Annotated in this window: 19 protein-coding genes; 13 read left to right on the top strand and 6 right to left on the bottom strand. The window is 47.3% G+C overall.

Annotated elements, in window-relative coordinates:
- Positions 1-55: 55 nt before the first annotated feature.
- Positions 56-673 (top strand): Uma2 family endonuclease, encoded by a 618-nt coding sequence (locus H6G50_RS17065; protein WP_190718764.1) that lies wholly within the window; start codon positions 56-58, stop codon positions 671-673.
- Between the two features lie 396 nt (positions 674-1,069).
- Here the strand turns inward: H6G50_RS17065 and H6G50_RS17060 are convergent, their stop codons facing one another.
- From H6G50_RS17060 to cpeB, 3 genes are all read right to left on the bottom strand, one after another.
- Positions 1,070-1,693, bottom strand: a complete 624-nt coding sequence (locus tag H6G50_RS17060; RefSeq protein WP_190718761.1) for a HEAT repeat domain-containing protein — start codon at positions 1,691-1,693, stop codon at positions 1,070-1,072.
- 290 nt (positions 1,694-1,983) lie between these two features.
- Positions 1,984-2,478 (bottom strand): bleomycin hydrolase, encoded by a 495-nt coding sequence (locus H6G50_RS17055; RefSeq protein ID WP_190718758.1) that lies wholly within the window; start codon positions 2,476-2,478, stop codon positions 1,984-1,986.
- A 105-nt stretch (positions 2,479-2,583) separates the two neighbouring features.
- Complete coding sequence (gene cpeB, locus H6G50_RS17050) at positions 2,584-3,144, bottom strand: C-phycoerythrin subunit beta (protein WP_190718755.1); 561 nt, start codon at positions 3,142-3,144, stop codon at positions 2,584-2,586.
- 346 nt (positions 3,145-3,490) lie between these two features.
- Between cpeB and H6G50_RS17045 the strand changes: the two genes are divergently transcribed.
- From H6G50_RS17045 to H6G50_RS17030, 4 genes are all read left to right on the top strand, one after another.
- Positions 3,491-4,216 (top strand): 15,16-dihydrobiliverdin:ferredoxin oxidoreductase, encoded by a 726-nt coding sequence (locus H6G50_RS17045; RefSeq protein WP_190718753.1) that lies wholly within the window; start codon positions 3,491-3,493, stop codon positions 4,214-4,216.
- 3 nt (positions 4,217-4,219) lie between these two features.
- A complete protein-coding gene (locus tag H6G50_RS17040; protein WP_190718751.1) occupies positions 4,220-4,963 on the top strand; it encodes a phycoerythrobilin:ferredoxin oxidoreductase in 744 nt (247 codons plus the stop codon).
- A gap of 21 nt (positions 4,964-4,984) precedes the next feature.
- Positions 4,985-5,563 carry a phycobilisome protein gene (locus tag H6G50_RS17035; RefSeq protein ID WP_190718748.1) on the top strand — a complete coding sequence of 193 codons (579 nt, stop codon included), beginning with the start codon at positions 4,985-4,987 and terminating at the stop codon, positions 5,561-5,563.
- 98 nt (positions 5,564-5,661) lie between these two features.
- On the top strand, positions 5,662-8,286 hold the full coding sequence (locus H6G50_RS17030; RefSeq protein ID WP_199303125.1) for a PAS domain S-box protein: 2,625 nt from the start codon (positions 5,662-5,664) through the stop codon (positions 8,284-8,286).
- Positions 8,287-8,455: 169 nt separating this feature from the next.
- On the opposite strand, the gene H6G50_RS17025 is transcribed toward H6G50_RS17030, so the two are convergent.
- Positions 8,456-9,130 (bottom strand): response regulator transcription factor, encoded by a 675-nt coding sequence (locus tag H6G50_RS17025; RefSeq protein ID WP_190718745.1) that lies wholly within the window; start codon positions 9,128-9,130, stop codon positions 8,456-8,458.
- Positions 9,131-9,445: 315 nt separating this feature from the next.
- Here H6G50_RS17025 and H6G50_RS17020 point away from each other — a divergent pair, with 315 nt between their 5' ends.
- From H6G50_RS17020 to H6G50_RS16985, 8 genes are all read left to right on the top strand, one after another.
- Positions 9,446-10,321, top strand: coding sequence for a phycobilisome linker polypeptide (locus H6G50_RS17020; protein WP_190718742.1), 876 nt, complete (start codon positions 9,446-9,448; stop codon positions 10,319-10,321).
- A gap of 29 nt (positions 10,322-10,350) precedes the next feature.
- On the top strand, positions 10,351-11,118 hold the full coding sequence (locus H6G50_RS17015; RefSeq protein ID WP_190718739.1) for a phycobilisome rod-core linker polypeptide: 768 nt from the start codon (positions 10,351-10,353) through the stop codon (positions 11,116-11,118).
- 410 nt (positions 11,119-11,528) lie between these two features.
- Entirely contained in the window at positions 11,529-12,059 is a 531-nt protein-coding gene (locus H6G50_RS17010) for a phycobiliprotein lyase (RefSeq protein ID WP_190718736.1), read from the top strand.
- 72 nt (positions 12,060-12,131) lie between these two features.
- Positions 12,132-12,761, top strand: coding sequence for a chromophore lyase CpcT/CpeT (locus H6G50_RS17005; RefSeq protein ID WP_190718734.1), 630 nt, complete (start codon positions 12,132-12,134; stop codon positions 12,759-12,761).
- A gap of 103 nt (positions 12,762-12,864) precedes the next feature.
- Positions 12,865-13,170, top strand: coding sequence for a CpeR family transcriptional regulator (locus H6G50_RS17000; protein WP_190718730.1), 306 nt, complete (start codon positions 12,865-12,867; stop codon positions 13,168-13,170).
- Between the two features lie 443 nt (positions 13,171-13,613).
- Positions 13,614-14,768, top strand: a complete 1,155-nt coding sequence (locus tag H6G50_RS16995; RefSeq protein ID WP_190718728.1) for an FIST N-terminal domain-containing protein — start codon at positions 13,614-13,616, stop codon at positions 14,766-14,768.
- Positions 14,769-14,774: 6 nt separating this feature from the next.
- On the top strand, positions 14,775-15,776 hold the full coding sequence (locus tag H6G50_RS16990; RefSeq protein ID WP_190718725.1) for an ATP-binding protein: 1,002 nt from the start codon (positions 14,775-14,777) through the stop codon (positions 15,774-15,776).
- A gap of 7 nt (positions 15,777-15,783) precedes the next feature.
- The gene (locus tag H6G50_RS16985; protein WP_190718721.1) at positions 15,784-16,377 is read left to right on the top strand and encodes an HD domain-containing protein; all 594 of its coding nucleotides are present in this window, start codon (positions 15,784-15,786) and stop codon (positions 16,375-16,377) included.
- A gap of 225 nt (positions 16,378-16,602) precedes the next feature.
- Here the strand turns inward: H6G50_RS16985 and mutY are convergent, their stop codons facing one another.
- Positions 16,603-17,718, bottom strand: a complete 1,116-nt coding sequence (mutY, locus tag H6G50_RS16980) for an A/G-specific adenine glycosylase (RefSeq protein WP_347239952.1) — start codon at positions 17,716-17,718, stop codon at positions 16,603-16,605.
- Positions 17,715-18,056, bottom strand: a complete 342-nt coding sequence (locus H6G50_RS16975) for a DUF760 domain-containing protein (protein ID WP_190718718.1) — start codon at positions 18,054-18,056, stop codon at positions 17,715-17,717. The genes mutY and H6G50_RS16975 overlap by 4 nt, the downstream gene beginning before the upstream one ends.
- Positions 18,057-18,199: the final 143 nt, after the last annotated feature.

The raw sequence follows: 18,199 nt of genomic DNA, 5'->3' as shown, positions 1-18,199 counted from the left end.
CGATCGTCTTACCTCGATACAATAAAAATGCTGAAGATGGCTGAAGGCGACTGTCATGACTCAACCTCCCCGTCTCGATTCCCCAGAACGCGCGCCGCGAAGCGGAACCCTGCAAGATCGCGCGATCGTCTACTCCCACATTCCCTGGCAACAATTCAAACTCATTCAGGCAGGATTTAACAACGCTCCGGGAATCAAACTCGCCTACTATGACAACACCATCGAAATTCTCATGCCGGGACGCGAACATGAATTTTTTAGTCGGTTTATCGGCTTTTTAATTGGAATGTTTTGCTGGGAAAAAGGGATTGAGTTTGAACCGATGGGTTCGATGACTCAAGAAAAAGAAGGAATCGTTTCGCTTCAAGCCGATGAATCCTATTGTTTCGGCACTTCTAAGCCAATTCCCGATCTCGCGATCGAGATTATCTTCAGCAGTGGGAATGCCAATAAACTCCAAAAGTATCGAGCCTTAGAAGTTCCCGAAGTTTGGTTTTGGCAAGATGGTCTTTTGAGACTTTATCATCTCTACGATACCGATTATCGGAAAATAGCTCGCAGCCAACTTCCCGAACTCTCTACCCTCGATATTGAATTACTAACTCGCTGCGTGTTAATGGCGCAAACATCTCGTTTAGAAGCCATTCAAGCATTTCGCAACGGTTGTGTGTAATACCATTTCCTACAAGTTTTGCACTAAATTTGTCGCTGTAGGGGTATAACACCGTTCATGGGTGTCAACTTAAGCACAAGTGGTTGTTATAGCGTCATCCTGGCCCTCACCCCCCCAACCCCCCTCTCCCAATTTTGGGCGAGGGGGGAGAAGAATTCTCTCTTGCTCCCCTCTCCCAGAGTTGGGAGAGGGGCTGGGGGTGAGGGCGATTCAACTTTCTGAGGGGGGTTTCACGTTAAGTTGACACTAATGAACACCGTTATGCCCTCTTAGGGATTCGTGCAAAATCAATGAGAATTGGTATAAGGTGATTGTGAGATTCTCGATAAGAGCGATCGGAATTCTTGAAGTTTAGTTTTGGGCAAGATGAGCTTTTTAACCTTTTCAATCTACGCTCTAACTCTCCAACGAATTCACCGTTAAACTAGATTTTACAAAATCCAATCGCGAAAGCGCGCTATTCGCCATTTCTCGCACGTAACTATCGGCAGACTCATCGTTGACTAACTTGGTTAAAACCTCCCGCGAGCGATCGCTCTTAATTGAACTAATCGCATTCACAATTGCCACCGCTAAGCCCAAATTATCCGTTTTCTCCAATACCTCGAGCAAACTCTCCAATCCCGGCAAACCAACAACCCCCAAAGCCATCGCCGAAGCAATATGAACCACCGGATTGGGGTCGTTTAGCGCGGTTTTCAGTCCTTCAATTCCCTCGGTTGGGAAAGGGACTTTAGGATAATACACGGCAACTTGCGCCAACGCTTTCGCCGCACTACCCCGCACCGTTCCATTCTCGCTATCGAGCAATGCTTTAACCAGAAAAGGAACCGTATCCACTCCAATTGCGCCCAAAGTTTTCACGGCGGCGCGTCGATAGGTTGTATCTTCCTCATCCAAAACTGCCATTAAGTTGGGAATGGTGGTTTCATCGCGAGTTTCAACCAATTCCAACGTCGCGCGATCGCGCAAATGCGGATTGGGATGTTTTAATTGTTCTAATAAAGCAGATTGTGTCATTTTAATTATGAGTTATGAGTTACGCCTAATGTGCATTAGAAGCCGAAAATCCCATTTTACTGTTCTTTCTCCCCTCTCCCAGAGTTGGGAGAGGGGCTGGGGGTGAGGGCAGTTAATGCTTTTGGATAATTCACATCAGACGTGAGTTATGAAGTTAGAATTGGCAACGATCCATTATTCATTATCCATTATCCATTATTCATTAAAAAAAAGGACTCTCGCTCTTTGCATTGCAATTGAGAGTCCTCTAATTTTAACCTTTTATCCTGACAATGGAATCAACGCGTATCCTAGGACAAAGAGTTGATTACATAGTCGAGCAGAGCGTTGTATTCGGTTAAAGCTTGAGTTGACATATCGCGAGGAGCGCAACCGCGAGTGCGAGCGAAGCTGAGGGCTTCGACGTAAGGAGCGGTGGGCAGTCCCAGAGCGCGATAAACTTCGCGTTGTCCGGCAATTCCCCACTCATCGAGAGGACCCGTTCCGCCGACGACTAAGCAATAGTTGATCAAGCGCATATAGTGCTTGATATCGCGAAGGCACTTTTCTTTGAAAGTATCGGTGGAGTTTGCTTGACCCTTATCGTTCAGGTAGGGGTATTTTTTGATGCAAGCATCGTAAGCTTCTTTAGCAACGTTGTCGAGGTTGCCAGCCAGCTTTTCAGCCGCTTCTAAACGAGCCGTCGCGCGTTGGATGGAACCTTGTACGGATTCGAGATCGGAGGTGCTGGGGAAACGTCCGGCAGCGTCGGCAGCAGCGATCGCGGTGGTAACAACTGATTTCATATCTTTTATTATTCTTTCAGACTTGACTGGATTGAACTTAGATTTTGGGGGGTTTAACCGCATTGGCAAAACCCGAAACAGCTTGGGTTAGAACCCTCGCATCCCTTAGCTGAGGGCTGCAATCACGCGATCGAAATAGCTACCGGCTTCTGCCACTAAGCTAGCGCAACGATCTTCAACAACCGGGCTTCCCATGAAGCGGAGTTTATCGCCTGCAAACTCTTCGCTCGGAGTATCCTTGATGTGAGCGGAAGCTTGAGCTTTCATAATCGCGACAGCGCGAGCGGTAGATTGAAGGGGAACGCCCAGAGCGGTATAGGTTTCTTTAAGGCCATTCAAGCAACGATCTTCGAGAACCGAAGCATCTCCAGCCATCAGAGCGTAGGTAACGTAGCGCAGGATGATTTCTGCATCGCGCAAGCAAGCAGCCATGCGACGGTTGGGGTAGCAGTTGCCGCCCGCTTGAATCAGTCCGGTATTTTCGCAAATCATCCCAGCGACAGCATCGGAAACCATGCAGCTTGCATTGCTCGCGATCGCGTTGACTGCATCTAAGCGACGGTTGCCAGAATTGATGAATTCGCGCAGTTTTGCTAACTCATCTCCACCGATTGCTGCGGTTTTGCTGTCGGCACTAACGACCGATCTGGAAAAAGCGTCAAGCATCGAGCTCTCCTTAAACTAAATTGATTACGACAAAAGGGTCTTGTTATCGGGTCGGTCGCGCCTCTCTGCGTCCAACCGAACCGTTCTTACAAAAGATAGGAAGGAACGCTTCATTTCGTCCCTTTTGTGAAAAAGAAAGTTACATTTCTTAATATTTTGCCCTTGACGCTCGGCTCGGAAGGCTCATAGCTACGAAAAAACGAGCATTCTGACTCCTCCGCTACAAATTGCTCGCCTTCCAACCCTTAATTATTACGAATTATTTCGTTCTAAATGAGAAACGAGACAGCCGCAAAAACTTTCCCTTATGCTCCCCCATTAAGACCCCATCTTCCCCGAAAAGCCTATGTTTCAGCCTTTTCTACACCACCTCGAACAAGAACTGTTCCGTCGCTTCGAGTTACGGGGTCGCCCGATTCTCCCAGAATTGGAATATCAAGTCAGTCAGCGGGGCAAAAATCCAGCCATGATTGAAAGCTGGTGCTATCAATGCCCTCAACTCCGCAAAATTCGCTACACCTACATCAACGCTGGCGAAACCGCCCAAATTTTTAACAGCGTTCTTTATCCCAGCCATCAGTACGACCTGCCCTTATTGGGAATTGACTTTTTAGCATTCGGCAAAAAGAAAATTTTAGTTGTTTTAGATTTTCAACCCCTATTTCGGGACGAAGCTTACCTCAAAAAATACATCGAACCGATGCGAAGCTTGCGCGATAAATACAGCGAACTCGCCCAAGACTTACCCATGAAGTTCTACGATGCAAATCAATACTTTTCCCCTTATCTGCTGTTTGCAAAAACAGATTCCGATACCGTCGTTAACCGACTACTTCCGGCTTATAAAGAATACATTCAACTCTACTGGCAACTGCTCGAACGAGCCGAACCCCTAACTCAACCGGACGCGATCGCGCGAGTTGCCAAAGCGCAGAAAGACTACGACCAATACAGCGCCGAACGCGACCCCGCATCTGGATTATTTAGCAGCTATTTCGGTCATGAATGGTCTGAAAAATTCCTGCATGAATTTTTATTTGAAGATGCCGTTCCCCTTGCCGTTCCGAGCTAAATAATGTCGCTCTACCAACCCTTTTTAGAAACAGCCCTCGCCTTACTCAAAGAGTGCCTCCCTCTCGAACCTTACCCCATCCCAGAAGGGTTCGATCGCAAAGAAGCAACCATCGGAAAAGGCAAGCGAGAAGAAACCGTTCTCACCACCAGCTATGGCTTTCAATCGCCCAAACTGAGGCAAATTCGCGCCGCCCACGTCCAAGGCGGAAATTCCCTGCAAGTTCTCAATTTCGTCATCTTCCCGCAACTCAACTACGAATTGCCCTTTTTCGGGGCAGATCTCGTCACCCTCCCGGGCGGACACCTGATTGCTCTCGATATGCAGCCCCTCTTTCACAATGCCGCTTATCAGGAGAAATACAGTAACCCGATTCTACCGATTTTTGAATCTTATCGGCAGTTTCTTCCTTGGGGCGGCGATTTCCCGGAGGAAGCAAAACCGTTCTTTTCCCCCGCGTTTCTCTGGACTCGCCCCCAAGAAACCGCCGTCGTCCAAACCTACGTTTACAAAGCGTTTAAGGACTACTTACAAGCTTATTTAGATTTCGTCGCTGCCGCAGAACCCGTCACCAAGCCACAAGCCTTAGATGCCATTCAAGCTGCTCAACTGCGTTATATTAGGTATCGAGCAGAAAAAGACCCCGCCCGGGGAATGTTTACCCGGTTTTATGGGGAAGAATGGACCGAGGAATATATTCACGGTTTTTTGTTCGATTTAGAACGGTACTTGCAGTATCGACAGTAAAACTAATTAAGCAAAAAGCTTATGATTAGCAGACGAGCGAAAGAATTAATTCCTGAAGCTCGCACCTTAGACGTGCAAACTTGGAAAGGAAATTATAACCCTGAAATTATTGAAATTATTGGTCGGGCGGATGATGAAAAGCGCTATTTAACCGACGAAGATTTAGCGAAATTAAAAACCCTCTCAATTCATTCAAGTTTAGCTTTAGAAAGCGTCCGATTTTTGAGAGATAATGCGGCTGATGCAATCAGTACGGCGCGGCAGGCAGTTTTAGAAAACTTCCCGAAAATCACGGCTCCGGAAGGCGATCTTTACCCTCCAGAACGGGCTGAGGCTTGCTGGCGAGATTTTTGGCATTTTTTGCGCTGTATTACCTATGGAATTGCGGCAAAGAATCCGCAGTTTACAAGTCCGGATGGGTTAGAAAAAATGCGCTTGCTTTATGAGGAAATGCGGGTTCCTCTGCCCGCCATGCTCTGTGGCTTAAAGCGTTTGAAATCCGCAGCATTAGATGCTCTTCCAGCAGAACAAAAAAATATAGGGGAGCCTTACTTCGACCATTTAATCGAACAAATGGCTGAATTTATCAAGAATGGATAGATGTACTAAAGTTTAAGGAAAGAGAGAGCTTTTATGAACTAAGGCACGTTGAAATGAGAAAATAAAAGTTCTCCCCCTCTCCCCATCAGCCCTAATCAATGATGCAGGCAAGTCTACTGCCCATTGTCAGTGCTTTCATTCCCCTCACGATCGCGGCCTTTAGCGTTCCTTGCCTGCTGCGACAGATTGCCCAGCGCCGCCGAGCCGAGTTAAACCTGCGACAGCAAACCGAACGAGAACGACTGGTCAATCAAATCGCGCATCATATTCGCCAATCCTTGGACTTGGAGGAAGTGCTGACGAGAACGGTGGCCGATGTCCGGCAATTTCTGGTCGTCGATCGCGTCTTAATCTATCGTCTTTGGGGAGATGAGACGGGAACGGCAATTACCGAGTCCGTGCTGCCCGAGTACGAAGCAATTTTAGGGCGTACCTTTCCGCCGGAAGTTTTTCCGTCCGAGTATCACGAAGCTTACGCACGAGGAAAAGTCGGTACGATCGCGGATATCGACAGCGATGACGTAGAAGACTGTCTGACAGAATTTCTCTCTGAATTTGGAGTCCGCGCCAAATTAGTCGTCCCCATCCTCCAACAACTGCGAGAACTCGATAGCAGAGAAGCCGGAGAAACCCCTCCTCCCCACCTCTGGGGACTCCTCATCGCTCACCAATGCAGCGCCCCTCGCACCTGGCAGCCCCTCGAAATCGACTTGATGAAGCAACTCGCCACCCAAGTCGCGATCGCGATTCAACAATCCGAACTCTACGAACAACTGCGCCAACTCAACGCCGAACTCGAACTCCGAGTCCAGCAGCGTACCGAAGAACTTGCCAAAACCAACGAAGCCTTACACCACACCAATCAAACCCTACTCTCCTTAATTTCTGCCTCGCCCCGCGCCATTTTTACCCTCGACTTACAAGGGCGAGTCAAAGTCTGGAATCCAGCCGCCGAACGGATGTTTGGCTGGACGGAAGCCGAAGTGTGCGATCGCGCCAACCCCGTCCTCGCCGAAACCGATCTCGACTATCAAAGCATCTGGCAGAACATTTTAGCGGGGATTACGCCGCCCAGCTTAGAAGTCCGCCGCACCAAAAAAGACGGCAGCGCGATCGATATCGTCTTTTCCGCCGCCCCCCTCACCGATAGCGAAGATAACATTAACGGTTTAGTCGCCGTCGTCGCCGACATCACCGAACAAAAGCGCCAAGCCGAACAAGTGCGCCTGCTGCAATCCGTCGTCGTCAATACCAACGATGCCGTCATTGTCACCGAAGCACGCCCCGTAACCGCTCCCGGACCGCCGATTGTTTACGTCAACCAAGCTTTTATCACCCTCACCGGCTATCGACTCGAAGAAACCCTCGGCAAAACTCTCGATCTGCTCTGGGGAAAATGCACCGATCGCGCCGCCATCGCTCGCGTCCAAGCCGCCCTCTCCTCATGGGAAACCGCCAGCATCGAAGTCCTCCACTACCGCAAAGATGGCAGCGAGTTTTGGGCAGAATTCAGCATCGTTCCCGTTGCCGATCGCCAGGGACGCTATACTCACTGGATTTCCGTGCAGCGAGACATCAGCGAGCGCAAACGTACCGAAGCCGCCCTGCGCGAAAGCGAAGAACGCTTCCGTTCTTTGATTGAAAATGCCCTAGATATCATCACTATCCTCGCCCCCGACGGCACGATTCACTACGAAAACCCCTCGGTCGAGAAGATTTTGGGTTACGCCCCCCCAGAATTAATCGGTACAAACTTTTTTACTTACATCCACCCCGACGATTTAGCGCATCTATGTCCGATTCTCAGCCAAACGCTCTACAATGCCGAAGTTACCGGCCCGATCGAGTTTCGCCGCCGCGATCGCTCCGGACAGTGGCGCACTTTTGAAGCATTACCCAAAGCGATCGACGCATTCCCCACCGGACAGCCCCTTGTCGAAGGCGCACCCTCTCCTAAAATCGTCGTCAATTCTCGCGATATCACCGAACGCAAGCGGCTTGATGAAGTGCGGTTGGCCTTAGAGAGAGAAAAAGAATTGAGTGCTGTGAAGACTCGTTTTTTTTCGATGGTGTCTCACGAATTTCGCACGCCCTTAAGTACCGTTTTAGCCGCGGCCCAATTGCTGGAAACTTCTGCCAGCGCTTGGGAAAACTTGGAAAAACGCGATCGCAACCTGCATCGCATCCAAGATTCCGTTAAAAATATGGTGCAACTTCTCGACGATATTCTCACGATTAATCGCGCTGAAACCGGCAAATTAGAATTTCTACCTCAATGGATCGACCTCGAAAAATTTTGCCGCCATTTCGTCGAAGAAATGCAACTGAGTGCGGGCGCTCAGCATTCCCTGCACTTTATCTGTTGGGGGAATCATACCAGGGCTTACGTCGATAAAAAATTACTGCGCTCGATTTTGGCAAATTTACTCTCCAACGCCATTAAATATTCGCCCGCTGGCGGTCAAATTCAATGTTCCCTCACCTGCACGAGCGAAAGTTGCCAATTGAGCGTGCGCGATCGCGGATTGGGAATTCCGAGCAGCGATCGCCAACAACTTTTTCAAGCTTTTCATCGCGGTAAAAATGTCCGCCACCTCGCCGGAACCGGACTGGGTTTAGTCGTGGTTAAAAAGTGCGTCGATTTACACGGCGGCACGATTGAAATTGATAGCGAAACGGGGAACGGAACCACCGTTACGATAACCCTTACTCATAATTCGTAATTCGTAATTCGTAATTCGTAATTCGTAATTCGTAGTTCGTAATTCGTAATTCGTAATTCGTAGTTCGTAATTCACCACTCACCACTCACTACTCATAACTCATAATTCATCACTCATCACTCATAACTCATAACTCATAATTCATCACTCATCACTCATCACTCATCATTCATAATTCAAAAAGTCGATAACCGCGACTGTGAACTGTTTCAATTAAATTCTCCGGCGCGCCCGCCCCTTTCAACTTCTGACGCAAACTTCTGACATGAACTTTGACCGTATCTTCTTCGACAGTATCTTCGTTCTGCCAAATATTTTGGATGATGGCACGACGACTGAGGAGGCGACGACCGTGACGCATTAACAATTCCAGAATGCAAAATTCTTTGGGCGTAAGATAGATGGAGGTTTGGGCATAGCGAACTTCGCCAACGCTCGGATCGAGGCGTAACTTTCCCCACTCTAAGACGGGCGGTAAAGCTGTATTGCCTCGACGCAATAAAGCGCGAATGCGAGCGAAGAGTTCCCCCAAATCGACGGGTTTAACGATGTAATCGTCTGCCCCCGCATCTAGCCCGGAAATCTTATCGCTGACCGTATCGCGCGCCGTTACCATCAGGATCGGCATTTGATAGCCCTGCGCGCGCAACAGCGAGCAAAAACTAATGCCATCGAGTTCGGGCAACATGACATCGAGCAACAGGAGATCGTAGTCGCTAGTCTTGATATGTTTTAAAGCCGACTCTGCCTCTAAAGCCATATCCACGACATAGAATTGGTCGGTTAGGGCTTCTACTAAGATTTCTGCCAAGCGGCGATCGTCTTCAACTACAAGAATCCTCATCCAACCCTCTCTTCCCATCGTTTACCCCTCAATTCCAACTTATCAAAGAAGGGTTCGTTCTTGAAGAAAACTCGGAAAGAAAGTGAGGTTCACCCCCCTTGACAACAATTTGTAAAGTTATGTTTCAGAGATCTCATTTGAGGTTCCGTTAAATTAGATATTTATTCCCGAGCTTGCTGTCTAGAATTAGTCATTTTTCCCTTTTCTTTCAGTTATCTTTCCGATTTCTTTCCGATTTCTTTCCCCTTTTCTTAACTAATAACTAGATTCAAGCAAAAAATTGTCCCTCAGTTCTTTTTTGGAGATTCTTTTTTTATGACTTTTGGACCTGCCTCACAACTCGGCGTTGCTTTATTTGAAGAAACGCCGCCCTTAGAAGCTGTCCCCGGTCAATCGACAGAAGCAACCGAAAGCCTAATTAGCGCTGTCTACCGACAAATTCTCGGCAATGCTTACGTGATGGAGAGCGAACGCGCTGTCGTTCCTGAATCCCAGTTTAAACGCGGCGAATTTAGCGTCCGCGAGTTTGCACGCGCGATCGCAAAATCCGACCTCTATCGCTCCCGTACCTTCGATACCTGCCCCCGCTATCGATTCATCGAACTCAACTTCAAACGCCTGCTTGGACGCGCCCCCGACGGCTTAGAAGAAATGCGCGCCCACAGCACCCTTCTAGATACCCAAGGTTTTGAAGCAGAAATCGACTCCTACTTCGACAGCGATGAATATCAAAGCGCCTACGGAGAAAACATCGTCCCCTACTACCGGGGCTACAAAACCAAGCCCGGTCAAAACATGGTGGGCTTTACGCATATGTTTGCCCTGTTGCGCGGTGCATCCAGCAGCGACCTCAAAGGCAGCATCTCCGGAAAAAAACCCGTCCTCAACAAATACGTCATCCAAGAAACGCCCCTGCCTGTTATTCCTCCCTCGGGCGGTAGTGTTGGCAACGGTTGGTCGTTCCGCGATCCGGCCACCACTGCACCCTCGCGCTTGGGAACGGGCGTTGGCGAAAGCGGCAAAGTCTACCGCATCGAAGTTACCGGCTATGGTTCTCCCGGTAAAGTCAGTCGCGTTTCCCGCTTCCGTCGCAGCAACCAGGTGTATTTTGTCCCCTTCGACCGACTCAGCCAAGAGTACCAACGCATCCATGCTTCCGGCGGCACCATCGCCAGCATCACCCCGGTTTAAGAAAACTAAAATTTTAAGGAGAAGGTTAAATGAGTGTAGTGTTAGAGAATCCCGTCGAACTCCGCGTTTCAAGAAGTGCTGATGAAGTGTCTGGCACGATTCGCGCCGTTTACAAGCAAGTTTTGGGCAACCCTCACGTGATGGAAAGCGAGCGGTTAACGACGGCAGAATCGCAGTTAGCCAACGGCGATTTAACAGTACGGGAGTTTGTCCGCGCCGTCGCCAAATCTGACTTTTATCGCCGCCGTTACTTTGAATCCTGCGCTCCCTATCGCTTTGTCGAACTCAACTTCAAGCATTTATTAGGGCGCGCTCCCCGCGACCAAGCCGAACTTTCCGAGCACGTTCGCCGCTGCATTGAAGAAGGCTACGAAGCCGAAATTGATTCTTATTTGGATAGCGACGAGTATCAAACTCAATTTGGCGAAAATGTCGTGCCTTTCTATCAAGGCGCTAAAACGCAAATCGGACAGAAGAATGTCGGTTACAATCGCACGCTTTCTCTTTATCAGGGTTATGCCGGAGTCGATAGTGCTTTTACGTCGGCGCGCTTGGTTTCTGACTTAGCAACTAACGGCGCAACGAAGGTTTCTTTACCTTCTAAAGGCGGTCGTTCGAGCGGTTACAAAGATGCAACGGCGAAAATGTTCAAGATTCGGGCAAAAGGCTTCAAATTTGACAGTCCGCGCCGAGTCAGTACGACGGAATATCTCGTTCCTGGCGATCGCATGAGTTCGCAAATTCAGCGCATTCAGCGATCGGGCGGAACGATTATTAGCATCACTGAGGTCGCTTAAGGACTTTCGGTAATTTGCAGGAATAAAGGCACGCCCATCTATGGAGTCTTGGGTTGTTTGATTCCGCGATCGAGCAATTAAAAAGCAACCCAAGTGTTTTGGCAAAGGCAAGTTTTGAGAATTGATGCTTTAGTTGTGGGAGTGCTGGTTTTTTGGAGCGACTGACCGTAGCAGTTGCTATAGCGAGTATGTAGGGTTTTTATCTCATAAAAACTCTGCTTCTTTCCTCCAAAAAAGCGATTTTTATCCTGGACTTCTGCATATTTTCATGATAAAATAACCCTATCTCCTAGCTGAAATAGCTGTTACTTAAAATATCTCCTACTTAACTTATAGAGCGGATTAGGGGTTAATTCGCTCTACTTTTTAAATAGACGAGATAGCTTTTAGACTCTTTCCCGATTTTTGCAATGGATATTCGTGAATTTGTAGAGCTTTCTCTAGGATGTTGGAAATCTCAACGTAGCGCCCATCATCTCGCGTTTAGTCACTTCGAGCAAGTCACTTCAACCATAGAAATCGTGCCGTTAGCTGAAGACGATGCCGAAGTAGTGGAGTTGTGTCAAGCTTACAAAATCGAACCGCAAATGGCGAGCAACCCTTTTCGCATGAGTTGGCAAGGAGAATCGGATTGGGATGACGCTGAAACCTTCGAGGGAACGACAATTTTAGTGCCAATTCCGAGTCCTAATAATTTGCGGTCTGGAAGATTGCTGCGCGATCGCGGTTATGCTGAAACAATTCCTTCGATTGGCAACTACGAAATTGGGGACGATGGCACATTTATTCTGCTCACAGAATATGAAAGAGCGGCAGCAGAAGAACGGATTTGGTTTGTTAATCCCAACTTTCGCCTGCGAGTTTCCTTAATTAAGACTAGCGAAGGAAATGGCGTTGTTACTGCTTCTTTCTCTTCGGAAATCCGTTTATTATCGGCTTAAGATAAGACTTAATAAATCTCAATTTTATATCAATTTAACTTTATCGAAGAAAAGATTTTCGTGTTGACATTTATGAATAAAAAAAGATCTATAGATACTTCTAGTCAAAGCGATCTGATGTTCGAGTTAGCTTGCTGGCTTGCAGGAGATTTTAGCAATCAAAAACAAGCCTTTGCTGATTCTAAAAATTATGCTCATATTCGCGTCTTTTTTAGACCCCTTCCTTGGGGCTTCTTTTCGGGCATTGGGTTTTATTCCGAGCAGGTCTATAATCACGATCTTTGGACTCCGTATCGACAAGCCGTTCATCGGTTTGTAGAACAGAATGGCGAAATTTATATTGAAAACTACAGCTTGCGAGATCGAATTCGCTACGCCGGAGCGGGACGAGATTTAGAGATATTAAAAACTATCGCACCGGATTGTATCGAGCGTCGCTATCATTGCTCGATGATTTTTCATAAGGAAAACAATTTATTCCGAGGCAGAGTTGAAGGGAAAAACTGTTTGTTTGAAAAATACGGAAAGCAGACTTATCTCGTTAGCGATGTTGAGCTTACAGAAACAACTTTTAACAGTTTAGATAGAGGTTTTGATATTAATACCCACGAACAAGTCTGGGGTTCGACTGTTGGTTCTTTGAATTTTGAAAAATTGCAAAGTTATGCTTCGGAAGTCCCAGAATTGCGGGCGCAGTCATAATCAGTTCGATCTTTAAATCTGTATTAATGCTCGCTGGGAGAGTAGAAGAATTTCTATTGCCCTAATTTAAATGCGTCTTAGCTCAATCCCCCATTAACACGCTATGCTTCCGCCAATTGCTCGTCAAAAAATGCAAGCTTGGATTCGCAGCCGCCATTTAATTTGTACTGGCAACTTCTTTATTTTTGAAACGTTAGATTATTCGGCAGTAGAGCGTTTCGAGCAATGCGTAAAAAGTCTAGGAGGAACGCTGATTTCGGTAGAACCGATCAAGCGAGTCTGGATTGGAACGCATCGAAAAATTCTGCTATATCAAGCTAAAGCGAGTTTGCTGACTCCCCACCACGATCTGAAACAATATTGGTTTAAGTATGGTAGTTTTCAGACAAAATTCGATGAAAATCTTTAGAAGGTATTGAGAGAACTCATCTTAAATTTAATGAAGCGATAGAAGAATGGCACTGACTTAAAGCTGGTGGGCGCTGCCCACCCTACAAAATTATCTGTAGAGACGTTGCAAGTCAACGTCTCTACAGGCGGTTTTTTAACTCTTATTTCAGTACCATTGAGGCGATAGAAGCGTGTTAGCGATCGCGCTGCTGGGCTTCTTAACGGAATTTTTGGCGCGGTGCGCGCGAGGAGGGGGGTTTCAATCCACTCAACTCAGAGATTACCCCGATCTCACAAACCGGATTTCTACTCAAAATTCAATATTTTCGACTAGGTGCGATCGCGGAATCGCAGCCGCTCTCTACAAGGGTATATTAGATTCAAGGAAACAGCGGGGTTTTTTTAAGCGTGCTGCCCGTAAAACCCACCCCACAGCTTTCAAAACTGGAACTTGAGAGAAAAATGCTAAAAGCAGTTGTCGGACATAGTAACGATCCAAACACCCAAAGTGCGATCGCGGAAGTTTTAACTCGGTGCAAAACCGCCTTAGCTGGTTTAAGCCCCCAAGCTGGGATGTTATTCGCTGCTATGGATTTCGAGCATTCTGAAATTTTGGCAGCGATTCATCAAACCTTCCCCAATCTTCAACTCATCGGCGGAACCAGTTGCGGGGAACTCTCTTCCGTTTTGGGGTTTCAGCAAGACTCTTTAGTCTTAATTTTATTCTGCTCTGACGAGATCGAATTTCAAGCAGCGATCGGTCGCAATGTATCCTCAGATCCCGTCGGAATTGCCCGACAAACCGTGCAATCAGCCACCGCTAGCGCCCAGCATCCTCCCGTCCTCTGTCTGACTACACCCGAAAGCCTGACGGTTAGCGGCGTTTCCATCGTCAAAGGCTTACAAGAAGCCCTCGGTAAAGAAGTTCCGATTGTGGGCGGTTCAACGAGCGATCAATGGGATTTCAAACAAACCTACCAATTTTTCGGCACAGAAGTTTTGAGCGATGCCCTGCCGATTCTGATTCTATCCGGACCGGTGCTAGTCGGACATGGAGTTGCGACGGGTTGGGAGCCTATCGGTAGAACCGGAGTTGCAACCAAAATCGAAAATAATGTCCTTTACGAGATCGACGGACGACCGGCAGTAGAATTTTATCAGGACTGCGTGGGGGAAGTTCGCCTCGCTCCTCCTTACCGATTAGCGGTGTTTGAATCGAATCGGGAGAGTTGGTACATGAGAACCTCGAATGCAGACAATGATTCCATCGGCGGTACGATTACTTTTTTTGCCGATATTCCTTCCCAAGCGCGGGTTCGAGCCGCCCGAGGGGATCGCGATGAAATTTTAAATTCAGTACGCGCTTCTCTCCAACAAGCGCTCGAGCATTATCCAGGAACTCAACCCGCGATCGCTCTTTTATTTTCTTGCAGCGGCCGCTTCCAAATCTTAGGAACGCGAACGCAGGAAGAATATCAACTCCTGCAACCGGAACTTCCGGCTGGTATGGTTTGTGCGGGCTTTTATACCTACGGTGAAATTGCCCCTTTACGGCTTGAAGGTGAAACGCAATTGCATCATGAAACTTTTGTCACCTTATTATTGGGTGTGGAGTAATGGAGAATGGAGAATTTATCGATTAAGCAACTACAACAGCAAGTGCAGCAGTTAGAACGACAGAACCGCGTACTGCACAAAAAACTCGAGCGCGCGGAATCCAATCGGATGTTATTAGAAGACTCCTATGAAATTCAATCCCAGCAAACTAAGAAAATTATCCACGATTTGAAGGTAATGCAAGCCAAGCTGGTAGAGTCGGAAAAGATGTCTGCATTGGGCGTGCTAGTCGCTGGAATTGCCCATGAAATCAATAACCCCATGAATTTCATTCATGTCAATATCGGTCATACGGGCAGCTACGTGCAGAGTTTAATCGAGCTACTGCATCTTTATCAAAAGTATTACCCCGAACCGGTTAGCGAGATTATTGAGGTGAGTCAAGACTTAGATTTGGAGTTTGTCGTTGACGATTTGTTTAAACTTTTGAAGTCAATGCAAGTTGGCAGCCATCGCATTCGCAATATTGTGTTAGGATTGCGGACTTTTGCACGTTTGGACGAAGCTGAGTATAAAGAAGTCGATTTGCATGAGGGGCTTGAGAGTACGTTGATGATTTTGCAGCATCGGCTCATGGCTAATGCTAACCCGCAAGGAATTTCAATTGTCAAGCAGTACGAGCCGTTACCCAATATTGCTTGCTATGCAGGAAAATTGAATCAGGTTTTTATGGCATTGCTCGTTAATGCGATCGATGCGATTGAAGAACGTCAGTCCCAACAGAGAAAATCGGGAAATGAGAGTGAGGAAGGTTGCATTACGCTGCGGACATCGGCAAGTGAGGGTTGGGTTGAGGTCGCGATCGCGGATAATGGGATCGGGATGTCTGAGGAAGTGCAGCAGCAGATTTTTAATCCTTTTTTCACCACAAAATCCGTTGGGAAGGGAACGGGGATGGGTTTAGCGATCGCGTATCAGATTATTGTCGAGCTACACCAAGGGCAATTAAGTTGTTATTCCGAACTGGGTAAGGGAACTGAATTTACGATCGAGATTCCGATTAAGTAAAAGGAATATGAATAGAGAACGACTCCAGCAACAAATTCAATTTATTGTCGAAATAGACAAATTAAAAAGTATTCTGCGGAGGACATATCTTGTCAACAATTCTCGGAGAGAAAACACCGCAGAACATAGTTGGCATTTAACGGTTATGGCAGTTTTGCTGGCAGAACACGCTAACGAGCAATTGGATTTACTGCGAGTATTGAAAATGCTTATTGTCCACGACATTGTTGAGATTGATGCAGACGATACGTTTTGCTACGACGATATAGGAGCTTTGACTAAAGCAGACCGAGAGAATAGAGCCGCTGACAGAATTTTTAACTTGCTGCCAACAGACCAAGCAATCGAACTGCGTAATTTGTGGACGGAGTTTGAACAGCGGGATACGAGCGAGGCTAAATTCGCAGCAGCTTTAGACCGGCTCATTCCTTTGTTGCACAATTATCACACAGAAGGAAGAAGCTGGCGCGAGCATAACATTACGAGTTCTCAAGTAATGCAACGCAATCGTTATATCGGCGAAGGCTCAGATTTACTCTGGGAATTTGCTCAAAACATTATCACTGAAGCCATTGAGAGAAAATATTTGTCCGTCGGCTGAATAACACTGGGCTAACCCAGGATTTAGCTTGAGCTTGACACTGAGAGTCTTCAGAGCGCAACTCTCTAAACAACATAAATACCGCGATCGCCTTACCCTTCCGACTTTCAATTTATTTTAATTCTTATACCAATTCTTATTGATTTTGCACGATTCCCGAAGAGGGCATAACAATGTTATGCCCCTACGACGAAACATTTAGTGCATCGTAACTGAGAAGTGGGATTACAATTTTCTCTTCTTTAACTCATTTTCTCGCAGCGCCGCAATAATCTGGCTATTCGCTTTCGGAAAGGGAAACTCATCGATTTCTTCTAACGTTACCCAGCGAATTTCTTGACACTCAATCGCTTGCGGTTCGCCCCCAATATGGCAGCAATAATGAACGTGCAAAGTAACGCGAAAATGAGTGTAAGCGTGTTCGAGGCTCATTAAATGTTCCCCGACTTCAATATCAATACCGAGTTCTTCTTTAATTTCGCGCTTGATGCAATCCGGTATGGTTTCCCCCGCTTCGATTTTACCGCCGGGAAATTCCCACAACCCCCCGAGCAATCCATTTTCGGGGCGGCGATCGATTAAAATTTGTCCTTGTGGGTTTTGGATGACGGCTACGCCGATTTGTTTGTGCGGTAGCGGGGCAGACTGTTCTTTCATGGGGATTTGGGCTTGAATGCCTTTATTGTACGCCTGACAGTGAGTTTGCCAAGGGCAAAGCAAGCAAGCGGGTTTTTTGGGCGTGCAGAGGGTTGCGCCTAAATCCATTAACGCTTGGTTGAAGTCGCGCGGATGCTTGGTATCGAGAAGAACATCGGAGAGATTCCACAAGTCCGATATTGCTTTAGCGGGGGGAACGTCTAACGCTACCAGTCGTGCTAGAACTCGTTTGACGTTGCCATCTAAGATCGAAACGGGGAGATTGAAAGCGGCGCTGAGAATGCCTCCGGCGGTGGTGCGTCCGATTCCGGGTAAAGTTAAGAGGGTTTCGAGGTTGCGGGGAATTTCTCCATTGTGCTGGGCGATAATTTGACGGGCGGCTTTGTGGAGGTTGCGCCCGCGCGCGTAATAACCCAAACCTTCCCACGCTTTGAGAACGGTTTGTAAGTCGGCGGCGGCTAAGTCAGGGAGGGTTGGGAATTTATCGAGCCAGCGTTGGTAGTAGGGGATAACGGTTTTAACCTGGGTTTGCTGGAGCATAATCTCCGAAATCCAGATTTTGTAAGAATCTTGGTCTTCGCGCCAAGGTAGGGATCGTCCTTGTGCTTTGTACCACGATCGCAGCGATTTCTGCAATTGCGCGATTTCTTCGGGTACGGGAGGTTCTATTCGTTTGTGCCTCACTCTAAATCGGCAATCGGGTGTTCGACGTTTTGCCAAGATTGCTCGAATTGCATTCGCTGTTCTGCATTCCGCAAGAAATAACCACTCATTAAGGCGGAAGCAAGCAAGCGCCCGAGATGTTCGCGACTGGTGTTGATTTGTACGTCGAATTGCTCGGACGGTAAGTTACCCAGCATTCCAATAATGTTACGTTCCATCACGTTGAGAACTTCTGGAGATTGCGGGCGCGACAGTTGCGCGATAATTTCCGGGCTGAGATTTTGAACGTACTGCCACAGATAGTTTACTGAGTCAGACACATTAATAAATTCTGAGTTATTGTTTGTTTCGCGGTTCATAATTAAATCTCCTAATTTTACGGCTTTGCCTCTATCGTAATGGCTCTATTGCTAACCCCCCTGGTTCTGTATTTTCCTTGTAGAGAGGTTATCAATAACCTCCCTACAAGTTAGTTTTATCGATAACGATTTGCGTCTAGTGC

The organism is Oscillatoria sp. FACHB-1406, assembly GCF_014698145.1.
Taxonomy (GTDB): Bacteria; Cyanobacteriota; Cyanobacteriia; order Cyanobacteriales; family Spirulinaceae; genus FACHB-1406.
The sequence above is the reverse complement of the archived record's forward strand: the minus strand, read 5'-3'. Positions and strand labels throughout refer to the sequence as shown.